At 39.9% G+C, this 22,493-nt stretch carries 17 protein-coding genes and 4 pseudogenes; all 21 read right to left on the bottom strand.

The features are described 5' to 3' along the window. Window positions 1-3 precede the first annotated feature (3 nt). Window positions 4-624 (bottom strand): annotated as a pseudogene (locus tag HHK02_RS00415) (LytS/YhcK type 5TM receptor domain-containing protein); the annotation flags it as partial. Continuing rightward, window positions 625-1,296 (bottom strand): annotated as a pseudogene (locus HHK02_RS00410) (lactate/malate family dehydrogenase); the annotation flags it as partial. Continuing rightward, complete coding sequence (gene scrK / locus HHK02_RS00405; RefSeq protein ID WP_019253600.1) at window positions 1,297-2,175, bottom strand: fructokinase ScrK; 879 nt, start codon at window positions 2,173-2,175, stop codon at window positions 1,297-1,299. Beyond that, window positions 2,176-3,195, bottom strand: coding sequence for a LacI family DNA-binding transcriptional regulator (locus HHK02_RS00400; RefSeq protein ID WP_085650099.1), 1,020 nt, complete (start codon window positions 3,193-3,195; stop codon window positions 2,176-2,178). Continuing rightward, window positions 3,196-5,385, bottom strand: a complete 2,190-nt coding sequence (locus tag HHK02_RS00395; RefSeq protein WP_181462546.1) for an alpha-galactosidase — start codon at window positions 5,383-5,385, stop codon at window positions 3,196-3,198. After that, window positions 5,382-6,744, bottom strand: a pseudogene (locus HHK02_RS13250) (IS1182 family transposase). The gene HHK02_RS00395 and the pseudogene HHK02_RS13250 overlap by 4 nt, the downstream one beginning before the upstream one ends. Before the next feature lie 79 nt (window positions 6,745-6,823). Next, window positions 6,824-8,411: pseudogene (locus tag HHK02_RS13055) on the bottom strand (IS1182 family transposase). A 155-nt stretch (window positions 8,412-8,566) separates the two neighbouring features. Then, window positions 8,567-9,055 (bottom strand): DUF1440 domain-containing protein, encoded by a 489-nt coding sequence (locus HHK02_RS00380; protein WP_004562319.1) that lies wholly within the window; start codon window positions 9,053-9,055, stop codon window positions 8,567-8,569. Further along, the gene (gene fni / locus HHK02_RS00375; protein WP_181462545.1) at window positions 9,056-10,099 is read right to left on the bottom strand and encodes a type 2 isopentenyl-diphosphate Delta-isomerase; all 1,044 of its coding nucleotides are present in this window, start codon (window positions 10,097-10,099) and stop codon (window positions 9,056-9,058) included. Further along, entirely contained in the window at window positions 10,100-11,227 is a 1,128-nt protein-coding gene (locus tag HHK02_RS00370) for a phosphomevalonate kinase (RefSeq protein ID WP_004562317.1), read from the bottom strand. Continuing rightward, on the bottom strand, window positions 11,228-12,199 hold the full coding sequence (mvaD, locus tag HHK02_RS00365) for a diphosphomevalonate decarboxylase (RefSeq protein WP_181462544.1): 972 nt from the start codon (window positions 12,197-12,199) through the stop codon (window positions 11,228-11,230). It abuts the gene before it with no gap. Beyond that, the gene (gene mvk / locus HHK02_RS00360) at window positions 12,200-13,150 is read right to left on the bottom strand and encodes a mevalonate kinase (protein WP_004562315.1); all 951 of its coding nucleotides are present in this window, start codon (window positions 13,148-13,150) and stop codon (window positions 12,200-12,202) included. Beyond that, window positions 13,151-16,015: a helicase C-terminal domain-containing protein gene (locus tag HHK02_RS00355; protein ID WP_181462543.1), complete on the bottom strand. Its 2,865-nt coding sequence runs from the start codon at window positions 16,013-16,015 to the stop codon at window positions 13,151-13,153. Then, entirely contained in the window at window positions 16,016-16,534 is a 519-nt protein-coding gene (locus HHK02_RS00350) for a cell wall elongation regulator TseB-like domain-containing protein (RefSeq protein ID WP_078009577.1), read from the bottom strand. After that, window positions 16,535-17,239, bottom strand: a complete 705-nt coding sequence (locus HHK02_RS00345) for a DnaD domain-containing protein (protein ID WP_168240416.1) — start codon at window positions 17,237-17,239, stop codon at window positions 16,535-16,537. Beyond that, window positions 17,240-18,157 carry a DMT family transporter gene (locus HHK02_RS00340; protein ID WP_181462542.1) on the bottom strand — a complete coding sequence of 306 codons (918 nt, stop codon included), beginning with the start codon at window positions 18,155-18,157 and terminating at the stop codon, window positions 17,240-17,242. Beyond that, the gene (locus tag HHK02_RS00335; protein WP_181462541.1) at window positions 18,158-20,422 is read right to left on the bottom strand and encodes a PBP1A family penicillin-binding protein; all 2,265 of its coding nucleotides are present in this window, start codon (window positions 20,420-20,422) and stop codon (window positions 18,158-18,160) included. It lies immediately after the preceding gene. Next, the gene (recU, locus tag HHK02_RS00330; RefSeq protein WP_035160109.1) at window positions 20,423-21,037 is read right to left on the bottom strand and encodes a Holliday junction resolvase RecU; all 615 of its coding nucleotides are present in this window, start codon (window positions 21,035-21,037) and stop codon (window positions 20,423-20,425) included. It abuts the gene before it with no gap. Next, the gene (locus tag HHK02_RS00325; RefSeq protein WP_004562304.1) at window positions 21,038-21,610 is read right to left on the bottom strand and encodes an SLOG family protein; all 573 of its coding nucleotides are present in this window, start codon (window positions 21,608-21,610) and stop codon (window positions 21,038-21,040) included. Then, entirely contained in the window at window positions 21,611-21,973 is a 363-nt protein-coding gene (gpsB, locus tag HHK02_RS00320; RefSeq protein ID WP_152697652.1) for a cell division regulator GpsB, read from the bottom strand. It abuts the gene before it with no gap. After that, window positions 21,974-22,450, bottom strand: coding sequence for a class Ib ribonucleoside-diphosphate reductase assembly flavoprotein NrdI (locus HHK02_RS00315; protein WP_181462540.1), 477 nt, complete (start codon window positions 22,448-22,450; stop codon window positions 21,974-21,976). Window positions 22,451-22,493 lie beyond the last annotated feature (43 nt).

The raw sequence follows: 22,493 nt of genomic DNA, 5'->3' as shown, positions 1-22,493 counted from the left end.
CATTAACGTGCCGATAACTTCATTCCCAATTCGCAGAGGAGCAACAATCGCTGCTTCTAAAGGACAATTGGGATCGATACAACCAATCATTTTACTATTATTTGCGATCTTTATTTGGCCCGTTTTGATCACATTACTGGATAAAGAAGTTTCTAACCTATTTCCTGGAATATGGTGATCATCACCAGCCCCAATATGCGCCAGTATTCGTTGTCTGTCAGTGATACTCACTGCATCAAAATTAGTATATTTTTTAATAATTTTGACTACTTGTTGCGCTGAGCTTTTATTTAATCCTTGACGAAAATAAGGCAAGGTTTCATTTGTTAATTGCAAGACAGAATGAGTTTGCATAGCGCGCAGTTCTTCCTCTTGGTGAAGGTACATTGAAATGATTGATAAGAAAATCGATGTCCCCAGTGAATTAACCAAGATCATTGGCAGGGCAATATATTTAACTAAGACCCATCCCGTGGGACCGAATAGTAAGATAAAAAGCATTTGAATACTTTCCATCAAAATCCCCACAATAAAACCATGCCACGGCGTCATTACCTTAAAATAACTTTTTCGATCATGATACAAAAAACCAGAAAGCGCACCAATCAAAACTGAGCTGGGCACTTATTTCCAAAGATAGTTCAATAGACCCGCTTTAGTCATTCCATTGGCTGTCGTTTCACGCAAAACTGATGCTGAATTAATTAAAGCCTCTTGTTCACGCGAATCTAATGGTAATTCTATTACCCTTTGAATACCGTCTTTATCAATTACAGCCGGTGTCCCGAGGTAAATATCTTTTTCTCCATATTCACCATCTAAATATGCACTTACGGGTAATACTGTACTTTGGTCATACAAAATTGCTTTTGTTATTCTTGCCAAAGAAGTCGCTACTCCATAATATGTTGCGCCTTTCCGGTTAATAATCTCATAATCCTTATTACGTACTTGTTCTTCTAGTTTTAACAATTCTTGCTTTGTTAGCCCATTAGCTAAAACATAATCCATTAAAGGCGTTCCACCGATTGTCCCACAAGAATAAGCAGCAAATTCTGAATCACCGTGCTCTGCTAACATATCAACATGAACATCTCGGGGATTAATAGCTAGCTTTTTACCAATCGCTACTCTTAAGCGTGCCGAATCAAGAGAGGTTCCTGATCCAATTACTTTATGTGCTGGAAAACCAGAAATTTTTTGAACAGCATATGTCAAGATATCGACTGGGTTGGCAGCAATTAAGAGGATTCCATTAAACCCGGTATTAACTACTTCTTGAACGATTTCCTTCATTTATTTATTTGTTTCGATTAAGTGTTTAGCCAATGCAAAATTACCGAGAGTAGCAGAGCCATTTCCTGGAACAGAAGGGTTGACAATATATTCATCGAGCGATCCAACTGGAAGATAATCATTCCATAACATTGCAAATTGCTTCCGAACCCGTTCAAGAAAGGCTGGGCGCGAAACACTTCCACCGAAGATAATTTTTTGTGGCCGCAAAATGGCAGTTACCTGAACTGCCGCTTGTGCAACGTAATATGCCATGATATCCCAAACAGGGTGATTATCAGGAACATCTTCGCCGCTAATACCGAGCCGCGCCTTGAAAGTTGGTCCAGCTACCAATCCTTCCAAGCAATCGTGGTGGTAAGGGCAGATACCAGTAAAGTTTAGATCAGCTGGGTGGCGTTGTAAGCGAACGTGGCCCATTTCAGGGGTACTAATTCCACCAATAAAGCGGCCATTTTGAATTGCTCCAGCACCCACGCCAGTTCCAAGGGTATAGTAAACCAAGGCCGGATTATCATACTTATCTTTTAAATTGACATATTCACCGTAAACCGAACCATTGACGTCCGTTGTCCAGTAGACGGGAATATTGAGGGCGTCAGTCATTGTGCCGACAAAATTGCAATTTTGCCACTTAACTTTAGGAGTATCAGTAATATAACCGTACTTTTCACTAGCCGGATTAGTATCAATTGGTCCAAAACTGGCAATTGAAAGTGCAGCTAGTTCAGGGTACTGCTTAAAAAATTCAATTGAAGCCCCTAAAGTTTCTTCGGGGGTGGTTGTAGGGATGATTTTTTTATCAATTTCATTAAAATTTTCGTCACCGACAGCACAGACAAACTTAGTACCGCCAGCTTCAATACTTCCTAATAACATCTAATTCAAATTAATTTCTGAACTTTCGCGCCAAGTGGCTTTGGCAGGCAAATTAATATGAATAGGGATTTCATTTGGATTATTCAGACGGTGGACTAGTCTTTGAACTGCTATTGTCCCCATTAAAAAACTCGCTGGATTGATTGATGAAAGAGACGGAACTAAATATTCAGCAATATCCGAATCATTATAGCTAATAATTTGAAGGTCTTGAGGAACTTTAAGCTGGTGTTGCTTCAGGGCTCGATATGCGCCGATAGTTAGTTGGTCACTAGCTATTAAGGCGGCCTGAAAATTATCTTTCAAAAGAGTATTCATGCTGTCAAAGCCATCTTTAGGAGTCCACCCATTAAGGACAATCAATGGAGAAATATTATGAAGTCTTGTCCACATCAAATAGGCCTTAGCTCGAATATCTTGATACGAGTCTGTCGTTTCGCCATTATTATTCATGGGATGAATATTTCCACCGATAAAGGCGATTTTATTAAGTCCATTTTCTAGTAACTGATCAAGAACGATCTGAGTGGCTTCAAAATACGAATTACGGATAATATCGTAAGCGGGGAGATATCGATAGTCGTCAATTAAAACGATATGGGGATTGTTTTTAGCTAAATTAGCGTAGAATTCTTGCGTAAAAACTCCGGCAACAATTACGCCATCATATTTTTGAGCGTCAGTAAATTGAAAGGCTTTATTGGGAAAACGAACAAAAGCTTTGATTTGAATGTTTTGCTTGGAAGCTTCCTGAATAATTCCATCATGGACTTGAATGAAATAAGGGTCATGAGCTTCTGTCTCGAGCGAATGAGTTGTAAGCACTAGAATTGAACGAGGAGTTGGCGGCGGAGTAACGGTCCTGTTTAGGTGGGGATGGTAATTATACTTTGCTGCTACTTTTTTAATTCGTGCTCTTGTTTGTTCACCTACTGAAAAAGATGAATCATTGCTTAAGACACGTGAAACGCTGGCAGGAGATACACCAGCCTCACGTGCTATTTTTCTGATACCAGTCATTTATTTACCTTTAAAGTAATGCACTTCGGAAGTGAAGTCCCCCGTACGAGTCGGGTCACGGAACAAACCGACATTCATCAATTCATCTCCACCATAAGTCTTATCAGTCATTTCATCATGATAATCAATTGTTGGATCAAGCCCTGCCATCTTGGTATTATTAATTTCAAAACGGTTAGTATGCAACTGCTTAAACATAAATAGCAGTGCTTCTGACTTATCCGGACTGACAAATTCCCAGGCGACTGTATTGCTATCAAAAGGACTTTCTAAGCGAATAAAGTCACCATATTGAATTAAGTGGCGGTGAGCCTTATAAAATTTGATCTGTTCCTTTACCATTTGCCGATCCTCTTCAGTCAAATCTGCTAAGTCAAGTTCATATCCAAAGACCCCACTCATGGCAACATCGCCCCGCATCTTAAAACTGGTAGAACGGCCAGTTTGCTGGTTAGGTGAAACCGATACATGCGCCGTCATAGATGAGATTGGATAAGTTAAAGATGTTCCGTATTGAATCTTTAAACGTTCAACCGCGTCTGTATCATCTGATGGCCAACTTTGCGGCATGTAGTAAAGAATACCAGCATCAAAGCGGCCACCACCGCCAGAACAGCCTTCAAACAAGATATTAGGATAACGGGTAACTAACCGCTCCATTAAGTCATATAAACCTAAAACATAACGGTGGCTAACTTCTCCTTGATGTTCTGCATCCGCTGCGCTAGAGAAGACCTCAGTAAGATTACGGTTGAAGTCCCATTTAATATAGTCAAGTGGCACCTTATCTAAAATTAAGCACATTTGATTGTAAATATTATCAACGACTTCTTTACGGCTAAAGTCTAGCACTAATTGATTACGAGAAAGTGTCATTCCACGGTTTGGTTCATGTAAGGCATAGTCTGGATGTTCCTTATATAACTTAGAGTCAACTGAAATCATTTCTGGCTCAAACCAGAGACCAAATTTCATGCAATGCTCGTGGGTCCGGTCTGCTACCCGCTTTAATCCACCAGTAAGCTTATCCTGGTTAACAAACCAATCACCAAGCGATGAATTATCATCATTCCGGTGGCCAAACCAGCCGTCATCAAGAACAAACATTTCAATTCCCAATGGCTTTGCTTCATCAATAATTTGGTCTAACTTCTTATCATCAAAGTCAAAGAAGGTCGCTTCCCAGTTATTAATAACAATTGGTCGGTCTGCATATTGATACTTACCGCGAGCAACCCGGTCTCGTAATAACTTATGGAATACTTGTGACATCCCATTTAAGCCACGCTGACTAAAGCCCATGATTGCTTCAGGTGTCTGAAAATCTTTTCCCGGTTCAAGAACCCATTCAAAGTTATAATCATTAATTCCAGTTATTAAGCGAATCTGGTCGATCTGATCTTTTTCCAAGGTAAACTGGTGATTACCTGAGTAGACAAGGAGCACTCCCAAAGCATTTCCCTGAAATTCATCGGTGTTCTTGTCAACCAAGGCCACAAACGGATTCATATGATGAGAACTAGAATTTCGACGGCTAGAAAATTCTGTTATTCCCCGACGTAATTCTTGTCGTTCAGGTTGTCGTTCAAGAGCGTATTGGCCTGGAACGGAGATAACGTCATAATCATGTTTAGTTAAATCCAGTTGCATTGAGGCAATCTTTTCAATTCGTAATTCTTGATTGCTTGTGTTTACTAACCGCGCATTCCGTGTAATAACCGGCCGTTCGTTATAGATAGTGTATGAAAGAATAAGTTGTGCACCGATTGTTTCATCAACCAAAGTAACTTCCAATGTTTCTGCTTCTTTATCACTTTTAACATAAGATGCAGGTAACCCAGCTAGTTTGGGCTTCCCCGGTAAAATCTTATAAGACTTGTAACGGAAATCAGTCAGTCGTGAACCATTTTCTGTTTTGATAATAATTGCAGGCACACGATAGTCTCCGGTATTGTTTCCCGAATACTCCTGCAACAAATCATCTTTAGAGTAAGTTCGGTCCATCGATCCAGGAAGGTTCCCTGAAAATCCACGATCAACTCGTGGATATCGGCGTTCATCATGGTAGTTACGAATTGCCGGTCCAAAATAAAGGTGACTGAGGATATTTCCCTCTTCTATTGAAAATAAATAGGAAATTTCTTTATTTTTTAAGTGAAAAACACGTTGTTGTTCATCAAATGTAATCATCTAATTGATTGGCCAAGTTTCGTTAGATTTAATGCCACCAGGGCTAGCCCCAATGTCATTTTCCACAGCCCCTTGGCCACGGAGATGAGTTCGGCGTATGCCAAAATCCCTCTTCATGTGACCAAAGACTGGCTCAACGTCGAACTTCCGTCGACGATAAATTGCCTTGCCTTCGTCACTTGAGAGGGCATCTTTAACTTTAGCCTTGTAATAATTCCAGGTTGGGTTAACCTTCATATAGCGTTGACGACCACCTGGTGTTTTTGCCAACTCATCCAATTGCACTGACAGTTGGTGCTTATCCGCTCGATAGAGTTTGAAACCACGTTCGAAACCATATTTATCGGTTCGCTTACTATAACGATAAAAGCTAAAACGGACTCCTAAATGATCGATGTAGTAATCATCCTCGGCATTATACTGCCAATTTTGTGATTTAGTTGGATCGTTTTTAAATTTACGTTTCTGTTCCTTTTGATAGGTGGTGTATGGGATAACCGGCCGCTTTTCAAACCGATCAAGAATCATTGTATAATTGTACTCACTACCATAACCGGCATCGGCAACGATATGCTTAAAGAAATCTAAAGCATGAAACTGGGTAAGGGATGGCACTAAGGTCCTGGTGTCAGTTGGATTTGAAAACAGCCCGTAATCAAGGACAAATTGCTTATGTGTAGCGATTTGCAGGTTATAGCCGGGCTTCAACTCCCGATTCATCTATTCATCTAACTTAATGATTTTCTCCGCAAGCTCTTGTTTCATTACTTCCATGCCTTCGGCAGAAGTAACCAGCTCGGGTGCCATTTCTTGCACCACTTGTTTTTCTACTAGTTCCCCATAAAGCTTACTCGTCTTTTCTCTTAACTTAGCGTGATACTTTTCAACCGCCCGCCGCCAAGTAAATGAATATTTATTGGCATCGGCTTCTACCTTGGTCCCATCGATAAAAACTGCATCATTTTGAATTAGTCCGTGATCTTTCAAAGCCATGGTAAAGTAGACAAAGGCATGTTTAATTAGCTTACTAGCGTACTGACTGCGTCGAAAGTTATTGATGGTATGGTAGCTATAAGTATAATCATGGGCTAACCAACGCATTGGCAGGTTCTCATCCAACATCATTTCAATCTTTCTTCCAGAATAAGTTTGACGTGCGTAGGCAAACAAGAGAATCTTAAGCATAATTGCTGGATGCGATGAAGGGCGGCCGGTAGCCGCTCCTGAATCTTCTAATAGCACATTTTGTGGAATCGAGTCGACAAAATCACTAATTAGCCGCGCAATATGATTTTGTGGTAAATCATAGTTATAGTTTAGTACGAATTCGGTTTGTCCTATGGTATAATTTTGATACATAAAGAGGCTGGGAATTAACTATTAATTCTTGGTTCTCTAACAGTAAAATCCGGACTATGATTTTTGATCGATTCAAAAATCATAGTCCGAATTTTAAATTATTTATAAAATTAGTCGCCAATCGACTAATTGATTGGCCAAGTTTCGTTAGATTTAATGCCACCAGGGCTAGCCCCAATGTCATTTTCCACAGCCCCTTGGCCACGGAGATGAGTTCGGCGTATGCCAAAATCCCTCTTCATGTGACCAAAGACTGGCTCAACGTCGAACTTCCGTCGACGATAAATTGCCTTGCCTTCGTCACTTGAGAGGGCATCTTTAACTTTAGCCTTGTAATAATTCCAGGTTGGGTTAACCTTCATATAGCGTTGACGACCACCTGGTGTTTTTGCCAACTCATCCAATTGCACTGACAGTTGGTGCTTATCCGCTCGATAGAGTTTGAAACCACGTTCGAAACCATATTTATCGGTTCGCTTACTATAACGATAAAAGCTAAAACGGACTCCTAAATGATCGATGTAGTAATCATCCTCGGCATTATACTGCCAATTTTGTGATTTAGTTGGATCGTTTTTAAATTTACGTTTCTGTTCCTTTTGATAGGTGGTGTATGGGATAACCGGCCGCTTTTCAAACCGATCAAGAATCATTGTATAATTGTACTCACTACCATAACCGGCATCGGCAACGATATGCTTAAAGAAATCTAAAGCATGAAACTGGGTAAGGGATGGCACTAAGGTCCTGGTGTCAGTTGGATTTGAAAACAGCCCGTAATCAAGGACAAATTGCTTATGTGTAGCGATTTGCAGGTTATAGCCGGGCTTCAACTCCCGATTCATCATCGGATCTTCCTTCATACACATAAAAGTCGCATCATGATCAGTCTTGAAATAGCTATTACGACCTTGGAAGATATCTTCGGTACGTTCATACTTTTTGGCACGCGGAATTAGGTCGTTGCTTAATTGATGGCGCCGTTTTCTAACTGAACCACCTTTGATGATTTTTGATTCTTGCTTAATCTATTCATCTAACTTAATGATTTTCTCCGCAAGCTCTTGTTTCATTACTTCCATGCCTTCGGCAGAAGTAACCAGCTCGGGTGCCATTTCTTGCACCACTTGTTTTTCTACTAGTTCCCCATAAAGCTTACTCGTCTTTTCTCTTAACTTAGCGTGATACTTTTCAACCGCCCGCCGCCAAGTAAATGAATATTTATTGGCATCGGCTTCTACCTTGGTCCCATCGATAAAAACTGCATCATTTTGAATTAGTCCGTGATCTTTCAAAGCCATGGTAAAGTAGACAAAGGCATGTTTAATTAGCTTACTAGCGTACTGACTGCGTCGAAAGTTATTGATGGTATGGTAGCTATAAGTATAATCATGGGCTAACCAACGCATTGGCAGGTTCTCATCCAACATCATTTCAATCTTTCTTCCAGAATAAGTTTGACGTGCGTAGGCAAACAAGAGAATCTTAAGCATAATTGCTGGATGCGATGAAGGGCGGCCGGTAGCCGCTCCTGAATCTTCTAATAGCACATTTTGTGGAATCGAGTCGACAAAATCACTAATTAGCCGCGCAATATGATTTTGTGGTAAATCATAGTTATAGTTTAGTACGAATTCGGTTTGTCCTATGGTATAATTTTGATACATGGAAATCGCTCCCTTTGGTTGTTTTTAGGGGTAATTACATCATATCAGGAACGATTTCCTGTGTACATAAAAACCGGATGATGAATTGTTCAAAAAATTCATCATCCGGTTTTTATTTTGGACTAGGAGTTTTTTCCCAGCCTCTTTTATTATTTTTATTTTTTACTTTTTATTAATGCATCAATCGTCCACATCCAGATTGCATGTCCTAAAAATTCAGAAACATGTTCTTCAAGTGGTTGATCTTTTGCAGCAGGCACTGTTCCCATTAATGGCATTAACTTGAGGTGGAAGAAATCCCAAACAGCAATCCCGAATGGTATTCCATCGCCTTTTTTGATCCACGGCGCTAACTGTCCACCGATACTATAGAGAACTCCAAAACCAGCTGAGAAACTAAAGTGAACAACATAGCTTACCCATGGCAACTGTTGGCCGGAATAGGTATAAGTAGCATGTGTAATCTGTGTTGGAACGCCAAATTGCTCAAGCATTTTTTGTGGTGGGTTTGTTTGATCTCGCTCTGGTGTCCGTGGTGGGAGAATATTTTCCCAACCAAGTTTAACAAGGCCGGCAACAAGACCAGCCGTTATACCAACTGTAATTGATTTGCCCCAATTAATTTTATTCACTTCAATCACCATTTAGCGTAAGTGTCGTTGACGAGCATATGATAGTAAGTCTGTTCCTAAAACATATTCAACACGTGAAAGCTCGGTAAATGATGAGCAACCAAGGAGCGCGAGCAAGCGTTTGACAATCACTTGCCATTCACCGAGCGTTTGGTCTAATGCTTCATAGCCTTCATTTTGAAGAATATTGAGGAAGTAACCGGCAACACCAACTGCCCGGGCGCCTAATACACCAGCCTTGATAACATCGAGGGGAGAAGTAATTCCGCCAGAGGCAATAATTTCAGTTTTACCGCGCCGAATTGAATGAGCTTCCAATAGTGATTCGGGAGTTGTTTGTCCCCAGTCCAATAAACTCTCAAAATTAATATCATGGTTACGCCGATTCTCAATCGCTGCAAAGTTTGTCCCACCACGTCCACTAACATTGATGAGGTGAACGTCATGGGTTTGCAGTTTGGCAATCGTCGTTTTGCTCATTCCAAAGCCAACCTCTTTTACAATAACTGGGACTTCTAGTTCACTGACAAGGTATTGGATGTTATCCAACCAATTAAAATCGCGATCACCTTCAGGCATAATTAATTCTTGGGCCGCATTGATATGCAGTTCAAGGGCATTTGCCTTCAAAAGGGAAATAGCATTTATCGCTTGGTCAAGACTGGCATTTGCACTTAAATTTGCAAAAATAATACCGTTTGGATTTTCTTCGCGAATTATTTCAAAAGACGAAAAGGATTGGGGGTCTTTTGAAATAATACTGAGAGATCCAGTTGCCATTGCTAAATGGTGTTTATGAGCTAATTGAGCAAGTTGTTGGTTGACTTTAAGGGCTTGATCACTTCCGCCAGTCATTGCCTCAATATAAAAAGGACATTCAATTTCTAAATTATCAGCTAACTGGACATGCAAATCAACATCATCTGTTGTCATTTCAGGTAAGCTATCATGAATTAGACGCACTTGATCAAAATAATGATGTTGATGAACCTGGTCATAATATTTGGCAGCTAATGAAAGGTGTTCGTTTTTTCGTTGGGCATGACGTGATTCCATCTACTTGTGAATGTAAGAAAGATGGTGCTTAACAGATTTCTTGAAGCTTTTTGCGTTATCGATAAAGTGTACGGATAAAGGAAGTTGTTCGATGCGGTTTTTGGCCCAGCTCTTTAGAACGTTCCCAAAGTTAGAGTTGCTATCAATAGCGACGATCCCACAATCACCGCCACCAGCACCAGATGTCTTAGCAGCCCCACCAAAAGATTCAGCGATTTGGCAAAGCTTAGATAATGATTCGGTTTCGATGTTTACCCCCGAATTAGTGCCGAGTTGTTTTAAGAGGTCACGGTTATAACGAATTTCATTTTTAATCGCTTCAAGATCTTGACGGTGAAAACCATCAACCATTCGTTGGATACATGATTTACTTTTTTCAAGAAAATGATGATATTCAGTTTGACGACGAGCTTTAAAAAGAGAAATTTTATCAACAAGTTGGGAAGTTGAGGCTGGTTTACCAGTCCAGCCAATTAAAAGTTCTAAGTTTTTGGGAGCAGTTAGAGACTCAATATTCAGATCAGGCCAAGGTAAATCAATGATCGTCTTTAGGTCAAGATACTTACGTTGTTGGGCAAGCCACTGCCGATCGAATGAATGATAGGAAATCCAACCACCATATACGGAAGCGGCAACATCACCCAACGAACCATTTCCTTGAACTTCAAAATGGGCAATTGCAGCTAATTTAAAGATTTGGTCCTTGTTAACGGGCAAATTATAGAACCGACAAAGAGCCTTAACAGTTGCTACAGTAACAGCTGCAGAGGAACCAAGACCATATTTTCGACCATTAGCACTGTCTAATTGACTGTCAATATGGATATTAAATATTCGTAAGTCACGACTAAAAGTACGAGCATATTCTTCTGTAACTCTAATAGCAGAAAGAATGTAAGAAAAAGGATTGTCACGTTTGTCAACTACCATTTGGTCTCCTAAACGTCGCCAGGATAATTGATCGTTATTATATTGGCGACTAATAATTTGACCAACTTCTTGAGTGCTTTCCTCGATTGTACAGGTAACAAATTGATCTAACGCAACTAAAACTGCAGGATAACCATTTTCAACAACAGCATATTCGCCGGCAATATACAATTTACCGGGAGCTTTTTCAGTAATCAATTATTCATTCCAAATCTTTATTCCAGGTCCCGGTTGTGAAACCACCAACCGTTCTGGGCCAACAATATTACTTAATTTTTCAACAATTTTGCTCCGGTTTTCTCGGTCGTAAATCACTTTGACGTTCGGACCGGCATCCATTGTATAATAGCAGTTTATTCCCTGATTGCGCAAGTCTTCCACTGCTTTAATGATGGTTAACGTTTCACCATTAAAGTAGGTAAAACCAGGGTCAGCTGAAAAAGTAAGTGCGTGCATCCGAAGAGCATTTTCTTCAGCAATATGGCCGATTTGGTCAATATCTTTTGCTTTGATAGCTTTCTTTATGGCAACCATATCATTCGCTACTACTTGGCGCCAAGCACCATAGTAGGGTGAAGTTTCAACACTGGATTGCATTCCAGATCGACTGGAAACTTTTTTCCTTTTTGTATCAACTAAAACTGCTAACATTTCGATTGGAAAGTCAACATTTTCTAAAACTGGTTGTGCAAACGAGGATGCATCATCAGTTCCTTTTTGCCATTCAACCAATCCGCCATAAATAGATCTAGTTGCCGAACCAGATCCACGTCGGGCAAGTCGTGATAGATCACGGCTTGAGAGATTTAATCCGGCCGCAGTACTGGCAGCGCCTGCTAAGGCAGCAAATGCGGAAGCTGAGGAAGCAAGGCCGGCTGCAGTTGGAACATGATTAATTGACTCTACGCGTGCAAAAGCTTTTATTCCACTTAATTGCCGAACAATATCTAGAACATGAACTACTTTTTTGGCCTCTTTCTTACTAAGTGTTTGTTGATCGATGGCAACTAAGTCTGAAGTAAGGTGATTATCAAAATTTACGGTAGTAGTGGTGTAAAACTCATTAAGCGTAAGGGAGAGACTGTCAGTTTGTGGAATGATTAATTCTTGATCCTTCTTTCCCCAATATTTAACAAGCGCAATATTAGTATGTGCTTTTGCAGTTGCCATTTAGTTATTACCTCGCTTATCAAGTGGTTGAAGCCAAATATCATGTGCCCCGTTCTCTTTTAGGATACTTGCAAGGCGGCGAGCTCCCATAGCTGTTTGCATTAAGGCGATCATACAACCGCCGCGACCACCACCAGTTAATTTTGCACCAAGAGCTCCATTATCACGTGCAACATGAATAAGGTGATCTAATGATGGGTCTGACACGTTGAGAGCAGCTAAATCAGTTTGCGCAAAGTTAAGAGCATCGCCTAATTTTACAATATCATTTTGTGTAAGATAGTCTTTTGTTTGGTTTACTAATTCACCGAGATGCTTAATATGTCCTTCAGCTTTTTCATTGTTATTTTTCAGTTCATCTTTAACTGCCAAAATAGCTTCCTTAGTAGCACCTTTTTTTCCGGTATCAGCAATTACTAAAGAGGCATCAAGGTTCATTTCAATTGGTACCCCAATCCGCCCCTTAACATAAAAAAGCGGTTTATCTGAACTGACAGTAGCAGCGTCTAAACCGGATGGACTACGATGTGTAATTTGTTCTTCGACATCTGCAAGCTGAAGCAATAATGTTCGATCGAGTGGTTCATCATAATAATCAAAGAATGCTCGAATAATTGCAATCGCACTGGCGGCAGACGACCCCATTCCTCGTTCAGCAGGTAATTGACTTTCAATTTTTAAGTCCCAACCAGTTTCGTGGTCATTAAACCTTGCAGATAAAGTGTCAATTAATTTTTTAATTCCGATCATGGAGGAAGGTAAATTTCCTAGACTACCATGATAATAACGGCTTTTAATAATTCGCTGGTTATCTTGGCGACTGCTGAGCGTAACTGATAATTGAACGCTTGGCAATGGTAAGGCTATTGCCGGTTGACCGTATACTACGCTATGTTCTCCCATTAAAATGATTTTCGCATGGCTAGTACCAATCCCTTGTTGTTTCACCATTTAATTAACTTTGTCCTCTTTACCATTTCGTAAAAACTTCTGAGTAATTGAAATCAAGTCAGCAGTTTTTTTACTATTAACCGGTAAATCAGTGGGCAGACTACTCAAAATCGTCTTCCCATACCGTCTTGTCTGTAGTCGTGGATCAAGAACTACTGCAACCCCATGATCATCTTCTGTCCGTAATAATCGTCCAATCCCCTGACGTAACCGCATCGTTGCTTTTGGCAATTCTGAATGATAGAACGGATTTTTCCCCTGCTGCTGAAGTAACTTATTATGAGCACGATTCATTATTTCATCAGGCGAATCGAACGGTAAGCGCGTAATAATTAAGAGTTCAAGAGCGGACTCTGGTAAATCTATCCCTTCCCAAAAACTAGAAGCACCAAGAAGGATCGAATTTTTTCCACCACTAAACTGTTTTAAGATTTTATCACGATTACCCGTAATTCCTTGTGCTAAAATATCCCGCTGATCAAATAGATCCGTTTCACGAAGTTGGCTATATACCTGCTCAATCATCACCAGTGAGTTGAATAAAATCATTGTCTGATAATCAGCATTCTTCGTTAATTGGTAAATCGTGTCACTGAGGTATTTAATGTAATCACTGTTATTTTGCGCGCTCGGTACTGGTGCATCTTCTGCAATCAATAATTTAGCATTCTGTTTGTAATTGTATGGAGATGCGAATCGACGCGTTAAAGTATTATTGCGCTCTAAATCTAACTGGTGGTAAAGATACGGCGATCGTGACGATGTAAACAATGTCGCCCCCACAAATAATGGTTGAGCAAAATATGGATAAACATTCTTTGTGAGGTAATGGGTTGCTTCCAATAGCCCCCCACTAAGCTGTAAGGCACTTTGTTCACTTGATTGGCGAATAGTAATCCAAAAAGCAGCAGCCTCTCCTTGTTGTTGAAGTGTTTCGTTAAATTCATTTAGTGTCTGATCGGCTTCAATTAATTTTGCAAGCTGACTTTGAAATTGGCTCATGAGGTAACGATCACTTAATAACCACCGGTCTGGCTGACTGCTAAATAAATGACTGAGGGCAGAAAAATGAAGCTGCACACTGCTTAATGCTTGCTCTAGCTTCATCATCACGGGCCCACTAATATCTAAAAGAGCCATCACTTGATCATTTTGTAGTGGTTGTTCAATTAATTCATTATCAGGATTACCAGTAGCGCTTGCCATATATTGACGGTAAAGGGCTTGCTGGAAAAGGTCAACCGCTTCTTCTACTGCATTGAGATCACCACGAAGCAATTCAACATTATAACTGCCTAGTGCCTGTTCAGCGAAAATATCAGTTAAGTTCCGGTCATTGCCATTATTAACTAACCCAGACATTATATGAACTGCTGTGCGCAATTTCTGAAAATTAAATGTTCGCCGTGACCGTTTTAAGATACTTTCGCTTAAGTGCTGAGCTTCATCGATTACTAAGTATGGGCGACGAGTTCCATCCCCTAATTCCTGGGCATGAGCAACCAAGTACGCATGATTCGTAATAATAATATCAGCTTGATGAAGCCGCTTTTCCCGCCGAACGAGAAAATCATCATGGTAAAAGTCATTTGCTGGATTCAAGCTCCGAATACCCTGATGACGAATTTCAGTAAAGTATGGCGACTGCTGAGAATTTAAATTAAGTTCATCAAGGTCCCCACTTTGCGTTGAAAGCAGCCATACTAAAATTTTAGCTTTTAACAACTGAACAAGCTTCGAATCTTCAATCACACTTAAGGAATGAACAAAACGTGCAATATCAATATAATGAGCGTTTCCTTTGATAATCACACTATTCATTTTAAAAGGCAACACCTTATTTAACTGTGCGATTGATGTATCAATAATTTGTTGCTGGAGGATATTAGTTGCTGTGCTGACGACAATCTTCTTATCAAGATATGCAACATAACTTAGCGGAAAAAGATAGCCCAATGTCTTCCCTACTCCAGTTCCAGCCTCGACAATCATATTTTGGGGTTCAGCATGAGTATAATTATTGTAAATGCTGTTCATCATTTTGGCTTGAACAGGCCGCAATCTCAACGTATCTCCGTATAGCTTTTCCTTTGCCTTTTTAGTGGAAGGATATTTATGCTTTTCTCGCTGACCATTAGCAGTAATCGGCCGCGATTTATGAAGAACAATTCCGTGAGAGACATACAACTCTTCGCTTAATGGCTGGGGCGATTTACGTCGACGCTGCAATTCAGCATCAAAAACCCCGGCTGTTTGCTGAGGTAGGTTGAGCTTCAACTGAGTAATCTTTTCAAGCGTAAGCGTTGGTAATTCTTGAACTCGTTTTAACAAGTCATTAAGTAAGTCTGCAGTTGCCTCAGCGTCTGATACTGCACTATGAGGGTGATCATGCTCAATATGCAACGAACTAGTTAAGTCTCGTAAACGGAAACTCTTTGCAGTAGGAAGAAGAATCTGACTAAGGGTTACAGTATCGATTGCAGGAATTGATAATGAGGGATATCCAGCTCGCTCTAATTCTGCATTTAGGAAAGGAAAGTCAAAATTAACATTGTGAGCCACAAAGGTCGTTTCCGCCAACAAACTATAAATAGTTCCAGCAATGTCCTCAAACAAAGGTGCTTTTCGTACGTCTTTATCTTCAATTCCTGTTAATTGAACAATTGAACGAGGAATTTTCTCTCGTGGATTTATTTTTGTTTCAAAGTGATTCATGATTTCGCCATCTTGAACGAGAACACAACCGATTTGAATGATTCGATCACCATGATTAACATTCGTTCCGGTTGTTTCTAAATCAACAACTGAGTAGATTGGCGCTTTCTTGTCACGCTTTTTTGTGCGCTGACTACTACGCTGTGTCACTTAAAGGTTATTAATATTTTGAACGTATTGTCCAGTCTTAAAATTAATCAGATCGTAGCAGAGATTCCCTTTTTGATTACGATATGTTACTTCCCAGACAATCTTGTCATTAAATATCCCGGGAGCAACTTTTAAAATTTCTCGCAGATCACGATTTGATTTTGTCATCGCTCGTGCTCTCGCAGCAGTAATCCCACTTGATTGTTTTAGAACTCTGATCTTGCCACCGTGTTGGGGAACCATAACCAAGATCGGTTGGTTTTGCTGATTCTTGCCACTAATCGTATAGTAAGTATTCTCTCGATTATAAATATAAAATTGGTCAGGAGATTGAAGATGAGCATATTTTTCAGCAAGTGAAATTGTCTGTCGTCGCGCTGAATTTCGCGGCTGATTGCTAACTGCAAAAACACTCCACACTATTAACAAGATTAGTAAAATCGCAATCAAAAGGTTACGAATTGTCCGCATTGAGGAACCACGACTTTGTTCACGCTGAACTTCACGTCGACTTTGCATTTATTCGCCTAATTTATAAATCGGTATTTTAGGCTTTTTTAATGTCTTCTTTTCTGGCTTTTGTCCAGCCTCTTTACGCTGTTCAAACCTCTTTTCGTGCTCATTGATATCTCTTTCTGTCCGTAAGCCCTGACGATCCCAGCTTTGTAGAATCCGGTCCATATATTGGAGATTTAGCGCACTATTCATTACTGCCTGCCGTAAAGCAAGTTTAATCATTATTGCCGAATAATTATCTTTATCCAACCAATCATTAATAATTTGCAATTCCATTGATGAGAGTGGCCGGCCAAATTCGGCCTCTAGCTGATTAAATGTCTCAACCCGACTATTAGTATTTTCAACCTTAATTGTTTCCTCTTGGTCATTCTCATTGAGCAATGCTAATTTATTGATAAGGAGCGAAAAATCATATATTGCATCTTCTTTACCATCTTCCATTTTTCGCATCTTCTGCTCAACAAGATGGTTTGTCATCATTTGGTGAAGCTGTTCAAACACCTGTCGCTCTTTTGTTCCTAAGTTCTTTGCAATTGTACGAACGTCCGGATTCATTATTCCTCGGTCCTGATAGGATTTGAACTGAAGATATAAGACAAATTGAGAGGTTGTCATCCCCAACTCTTTATAATGATGTAGCAATAAGTTGCTTATATTTGTTTCTCCTGCCTGCAAATAATGTTGTAAAAGGCTTGCATCTGGCATTTAATAATGAATTGTACGTTTTCGCCGACCATTTTGTAGAATATAGACGGCAATAATTACTAAAATAATTCCTAAAATTTCTGCCCAATTCAAGTTCAATTTAAAGAAGATCACACTTAAAATCGAACTTGTAATTGGTTGAACGGCATCCATGATACTAACTACATCAGATGGGGCATATCTAGTTGCATGAAGCAAAATTCCAAATGGTAAAATCGTTCCGAATAACACCACCGTCGCAACCGATGCTACTAACGTGGTAGTAATATGTGGTGGATTGACCCAAAATGGCCGGTAGAGGTTAAATAGGACTCCGGCAATCATCGTCCCCCACCCGAGGACAACAATTGGCGGATTTTCATCAGCAGCACGTTGTGGAAGGACAACATAGAATGCAGCTGTAATTCCAGAACCTAAGCCCCAGAGAAGGGATACAAACGGTAAAGCTAATTGGGTAAGGTTACCACGCGTAATACATAATGCTACCCCAATCAAAGCAACAACAAACGCAATAATATCACTCCTGAACGGACGACGATGCATAAAAATAATTCCACCTAACACAATAAAAAGCGGGGAAAGATATTGAAGAATTGTTGCTGCTGAGGCATTTCCTGTTTGAATAGCATAATAGAACGTAAGCAGGTTTGCCATCAATCCTAAAATAGCATAACTAATAACTGAAATAGCAGTTGCTCGTGTCTTAAATACGTTAAAAATCTTTTTTCCATATAAAAATACACTAATTACTAATAAAATTACTCCTGCTGAAAAAGTCCGCATTGAGAGCATCCACGTAGCAGGAATTGCTAAATTTTGTGAGATGAGTTGCAAAACGGTTCCGGATATTCCCCACATAGCGGAGGCAACCGCTGCCCATATAATTCCTTTCATTACTTGAGAAGAAGATTTTTCCATTTAGGGATTAGTCGTGCTTGGTTGTGTAGCAGAGGCAGGGCTAGAACTTGAGCTTTGTGCGGGTGCAGATGAACTTGAACTAGCCGGAGCACTGCTTGATGAAGACTCAGCTGGAGCATTGTTTCGTTCTTCTGTGCGACTTTCGCTGCTACTACTTGAAGCAGAGCTAGAAGAAGATGAAGACGATGATGAATCGCTTGAGCTAGAAGTAGAACTACTATCACGATCATCCGATGTATCTTCAGTGTAATCAAATGCCCATTTTGAATCACGAATTACAAGCTGACGTTTACCTTTAACTCGAACAGCCTCAACAGTGTCTGGCATCGTCCAATCAGATGCGTGATTTTGGCTGTCAAGATATTGCATTAAGTCCTTGTAAAGCAATTGCGCTGACTTTACATATTGTTCTGAAATGCTGCCACCAGGTTCGAGTGGGTGGTCATAACCAGTCCAAACTGCAATTGAGTAATTCTTAGTATAACCAGCCATCCAGGAATCCATTACGCCAGACTGGCTAGAATTTCCAGGGTAGTTTGTCGTCCCTGTCTTACCAGCTTGGTTAACACCGTCGAGTCGAGCGTCAGTTGCGCTTCCTTGTGAATCCGTGAAAACTCCTTTAAGCATATCAGTAATCATGTAGGCAGTAGCCTTATTCATTGCGCGTTTACCTTTAGGATTGAATTGCTTTACTGAACCATCTTGAGTAGTAATCGAGCTAATGTAGTAAGGTTTGTAGTAAGTACCACCATTAGCAAAGGCCGCATATGCAGCAGAAACTTGGAGTGGGGAGATATACAACGCAATCCCGTTTTGTAAAGTATATGGTTGTTTTTGTGAAATTCCTAATCCATCAAGGAAAGAAGTAGCACGCTTAATTCCAACAGCTTGCAATGCGCGAATAGCAGGAACATTCCGTGATTGAACTAAGGCTTCACGCATTGTCATATTACCCTTGTACTTTTTGTCAAGGTCATGAAGGACAGTGTTGGTACCAGGAAAGACAAACCGCGTATCAGCAATTGATTTGAAAGTTGGCCATTGCAAGTATTCGATAGCCGGACCATAATCCATTAATGGCTTTGCGGTTGACCCAGAACTACGATTGCTTTGCACAGCTCGGTTAAGTCCATACACAACATTTCCTGTGTGACGGCCACCGAGCATGGCAATAATTTGCCCGTTGTGGGGGTCGGTAACAGCCACTCCAGCTTGCATTTTATCGTTTTGGAACTGAACATTTTTATTTGCAGCATCATAAAGGTGTTGTTGCGCATCGAGGTCAAGATTGGTGTGAACCTTTAACCCATCACTATAAGGGTCGTATCCTTGTGCCTGTAAATCAGCAAGAACCTGCTTTACATAAGGATCCACAACCTTAGAATCTACAGCAGTTCCGCTTCCCGAAATATTACCGTGATCAGGGTCTAAACCAGCAGTAACGCTTTCGCTTGCAGCTTGGTTAGCCTGGGATTGGGTAATATAATTGCTGCGAACCATCGCATTCAATACTTCATTGCGCCGTTGCGTTGCATACTTTGTGTTACTTACAAGTGGATTATAGTAAGTGGGAGATTGTGGCATCCCAGCAAGCAGGGCTAATTGGGAAAGATCAAGATCGTTTAAATCTTTACCGTAGTAGTACTGGGCTGCTGTTTGCATTCCATAAATTCCATTTCCCATGTAAACCTTGTTAATGTAGAAATCAAGGATTTGACTCTTGCTAAAATGCTGCTCAACATTAATAGCAAGCCATGCTTCTTGGGCTTTACGTTTTAATGTTCGATCAGAGGCAGCCGTTGAGAAGACGGATAATTTAACTAACTGTTGAGTCAGCGTACTTCCCCCCTGCATCCCGGCTGAACGACCAAAAACATTAGAAGTGGCTGCTCCAAGAATTCGAATTGTATCAACACCATGGTGCTTGTAGAAGCGGCGATCCTCAATTGAAACAACAGCATTTTTTAACTGCTTTGGAATTTGATTATCCTTGGCATATTCTCGCTTTTGTGCTCCTAAACGAGAAATCACTCGATTTTGATCATCGTAAATAGTCGTAATACTCTGACTTGTTAAGTCGCTTCTACTAATTTTAGGAGCACTTGAGGCATAGTAGAAAAATAAAGCTGCAGATGCCACCATTAGTAGAACGACGATTCCTGCTACCCATAGCAAGATTTTCTTTATTAAGCCGCCAACATTGCGCTGTTGATTGTCATTATTATTATGACGCTCACTACGCGTTGACTGATTATCATTTGACATTTACGCTTTTGCAGCAATTATTTTATCAACAGCGTTTAAATATGGTAAACGCGGATTGAGTTGATAATGAATTTGATAGCCTTCTTTAGCGATATCAGTTCTCAAAATTGATTTACGGCCGCCATTTTGCTGTTGGTCCCAATATTTAAACAGGTTGGAAGCGGGAAGCAGGTATAGCAGGTCAAGCTCCGTAAATTTAATGAAAGCAAAACAAATTCCTCCCTGTGCTACACATTCACGCATATGTTGAATTTGGTGGGGATGAAAGTTCTTTAATGGAAAAGAATTTTTATTACGTGTTTCTTTAGCATCAAAATCAATGTAGTATCCACGGTACACTCCATTGTAATCAGTAGTTGATGGTCGCCGAAAATATGCTTCTTTAATAACAGCCGCACTCCGCTTGGGGTAATCAACTTTTACAAGCTGAATAGGGGTAGGCTTTTTATGAATAACAGCAATATGGCGAGCCAAATAGTAATGATTACTATGATTGATCTCATCCTCTAATGACATCCCACGTTTGGCATAAATAGATTGATGTGGTGTCGGTAATTCATTATGTGTATTATAGTGTTGTACAGGTTGCTGACCATTGGGATAGTGAATGGTCACTTAAAATTCATCTTTTTCCCTTTGACGCTCGGCCCATTCTTCTGCCTCTTCTTGAAGTTCATCAAAATCAACAAGCGTCATCGAATACTCACTTTCTTCTATATATTTTTGAATCGTCTCATAATCATACTTAGTTTTTCCTTCATACTCTGGATCGTAAAGAAGAAAAGCCTCATCAGTATGGGTAAGCATAAACTGCTGATAATTCCGTAATTGTTGTGGCGATTGATAAGGTTTATCTGAAACATTAGCAAAAAAATCAACTTGCTGGGTAATATTTGTCAGCTTCAACTGATTACTTTCATTCCATTGCTTACCAAATTCTGCAAAAGGAAACATTAAAGCTGTTTTTAATTGTGGAAAATCCGCTTGGAATTCTAAAGCAGCTTCAAGTCCCCATCTTTCCGTTCCCATTTGTGGTCCAGTTATTACCCAAAATTCATCATCATTTAATTCTAATTGAGCCCTTAAATATTTTTTTAGCACCTCTTTTATTACTTGAACTTTGGGATCATCATCCTTAAATATATTTAGTTCGTAACTTCGATAGCCAGTAATCCATAATCTCTTCATCTAAAGCAAATGTGAGTCATTATTATCATTACCATCTAACTGTGAACCAAATACACGACGTTCTAGATTAGATAGACGCTTTAAAATATCCATATTTGTAGCGCTCGATACAGGTTGTCGGGAAGTAGTTTGGCTACTCATAGATGAACCAACTTCTACTTGACGATTTAATTCATCAACCTTTGCTCTCAAACGTTCGTTTTCATCATTTAAACGTTCAAGTTCTTTGTTATAGGTGTCGTAGTCTTTAATAACATCATCTAAGAAAGCATCAACATCCGCTTCATCGTAGCCTTTGCCAATATTTCTCTCCTTAAATTGCTTGTGCAAAATATCTTGTGGAGTAAATTTTATGTTATCCAACTACATTAATGAATTCTCATTTACTTTATCAGTTAATATTTTATAAACGCGTTCTATGTCCCAGGTGGTGCCACGAGATTCAAATGCGTCCAATAAAGGCAAACCATATTCTTTGGCGTATGTCTTGGCAGTTATTACATACATCTTCCCTAAGGTTAAGTTCCCACTGCCAATTATTCCCGCACAACATTTAACATTGTTATAGCTTTCCAAATAATCGTGCATTGGTGTTGTTAAAATCTCTGTTAATGTCGGCGTAAATCTACTTCCACCAATCATATATGTTGGTAGTAAAACAAAAAATTTACTATCGCTTTCAGTCGGAAGTGTCTCCTCTGAAATCTCCAATAAATCGACTAAAGGATTTTCATTATTCAAATGATGTTGTTGCGTTGCGTATTCTTGAAGCCGATGAGTAAATGACCGTACATTCCCAGAAAACGACATATATACAATTTTTATTCTCTTATTATCCATAAAAAGGGATTGTGACATAAGTTAAGTTACTTTCATAAAAAGC

The organism is Limosilactobacillus reuteri, assembly GCF_013694365.1.
GTDB lineage: Bacteria > Bacillota > Bacilli > Lactobacillales > Lactobacillaceae > Limosilactobacillus > Limosilactobacillus reuteri_E.
The sequence above is the reverse complement of the archived record's forward strand: the minus strand, read 5'-3'. Positions and strand labels throughout refer to the sequence as shown.

What these genes read in the sequence shown, in the direction of transcription:
- scrK (WP_019253600.1), bottom strand. Translation starts at nt 2,175, where the DNA reads ATGTTATTAGGAAGTATTGAAGCTGGCGGTACTAAGTTTGTCTGTGCT.
- HHK02_RS00400 (WP_085650099.1), bottom strand. Translation starts at nt 3,195, where the DNA reads ATGACTGGTATCAGAAAAATAGCACGTGAGGCTGGTGTATCTCCTGCC.
- HHK02_RS00395 (WP_181462546.1), bottom strand. Translation starts at nt 5,385, where the DNA reads ATGATTACATTTGATGAACAACAACGTGTTTTTCACTTAAAAAATAAA.
- HHK02_RS00380 (WP_004562319.1), bottom strand. Translation starts at nt 9,055, where the DNA reads ATGGTGATTGAAGTGAATAAAATTAATTGGGGCAAATCAATTACAGTT.
- fni (WP_181462545.1), bottom strand. Translation starts at nt 10,099, where the DNA reads ATGGAATCACGTCATGCCCAACGAAAAAACGAACACCTTTCATTAGCT.
- mvaD (WP_181462544.1), bottom strand. Translation starts at nt 12,199, where the DNA reads ATGGCAACTGCAAAAGCACATACTAATATTGCGCTTGTTAAATATTGG.
- mvk (WP_004562315.1), bottom strand. Translation starts at nt 13,150, where the DNA reads ATGGTGAAACAACAAGGGATTGGTACTAGCCATGCGAAAATCATTTTA.
- HHK02_RS00350 (WP_078009577.1), bottom strand. Translation starts at nt 16,534, where the DNA reads ATGCAAAGTCGACGTGAAGTTCAGCGTGAACAAAGTCGTGGTTCCTCA.
- HHK02_RS00345 (WP_168240416.1), bottom strand. Translation starts at nt 17,239, where the DNA reads ATGCCAGATGCAAGCCTTTTACAACATTATTTGCAGGCAGGAGAAACA.
- HHK02_RS00340 (WP_181462542.1), bottom strand. Translation starts at nt 18,157, where the DNA reads ATGGAAAAATCTTCTTCTCAAGTAATGAAAGGAATTATATGGGCAGCG.
- HHK02_RS00335 (WP_181462541.1), bottom strand. Translation starts at nt 20,422, where the DNA reads ATGTCAAATGATAATCAGTCAACGCGTAGTGAGCGTCATAATAATAAT.
- HHK02_RS00325 (WP_004562304.1), bottom strand. Translation starts at nt 21,610, where the DNA reads ATGAAGAGATTATGGATTACTGGCTATCGAAGTTACGAACTAAATATA.
- HHK02_RS00315 (WP_181462540.1), bottom strand. Translation starts at nt 22,450, where the DNA reads ATGGATAATAAGAGAATAAAAATTGTATATATGTCGTTTTCTGGGAAT.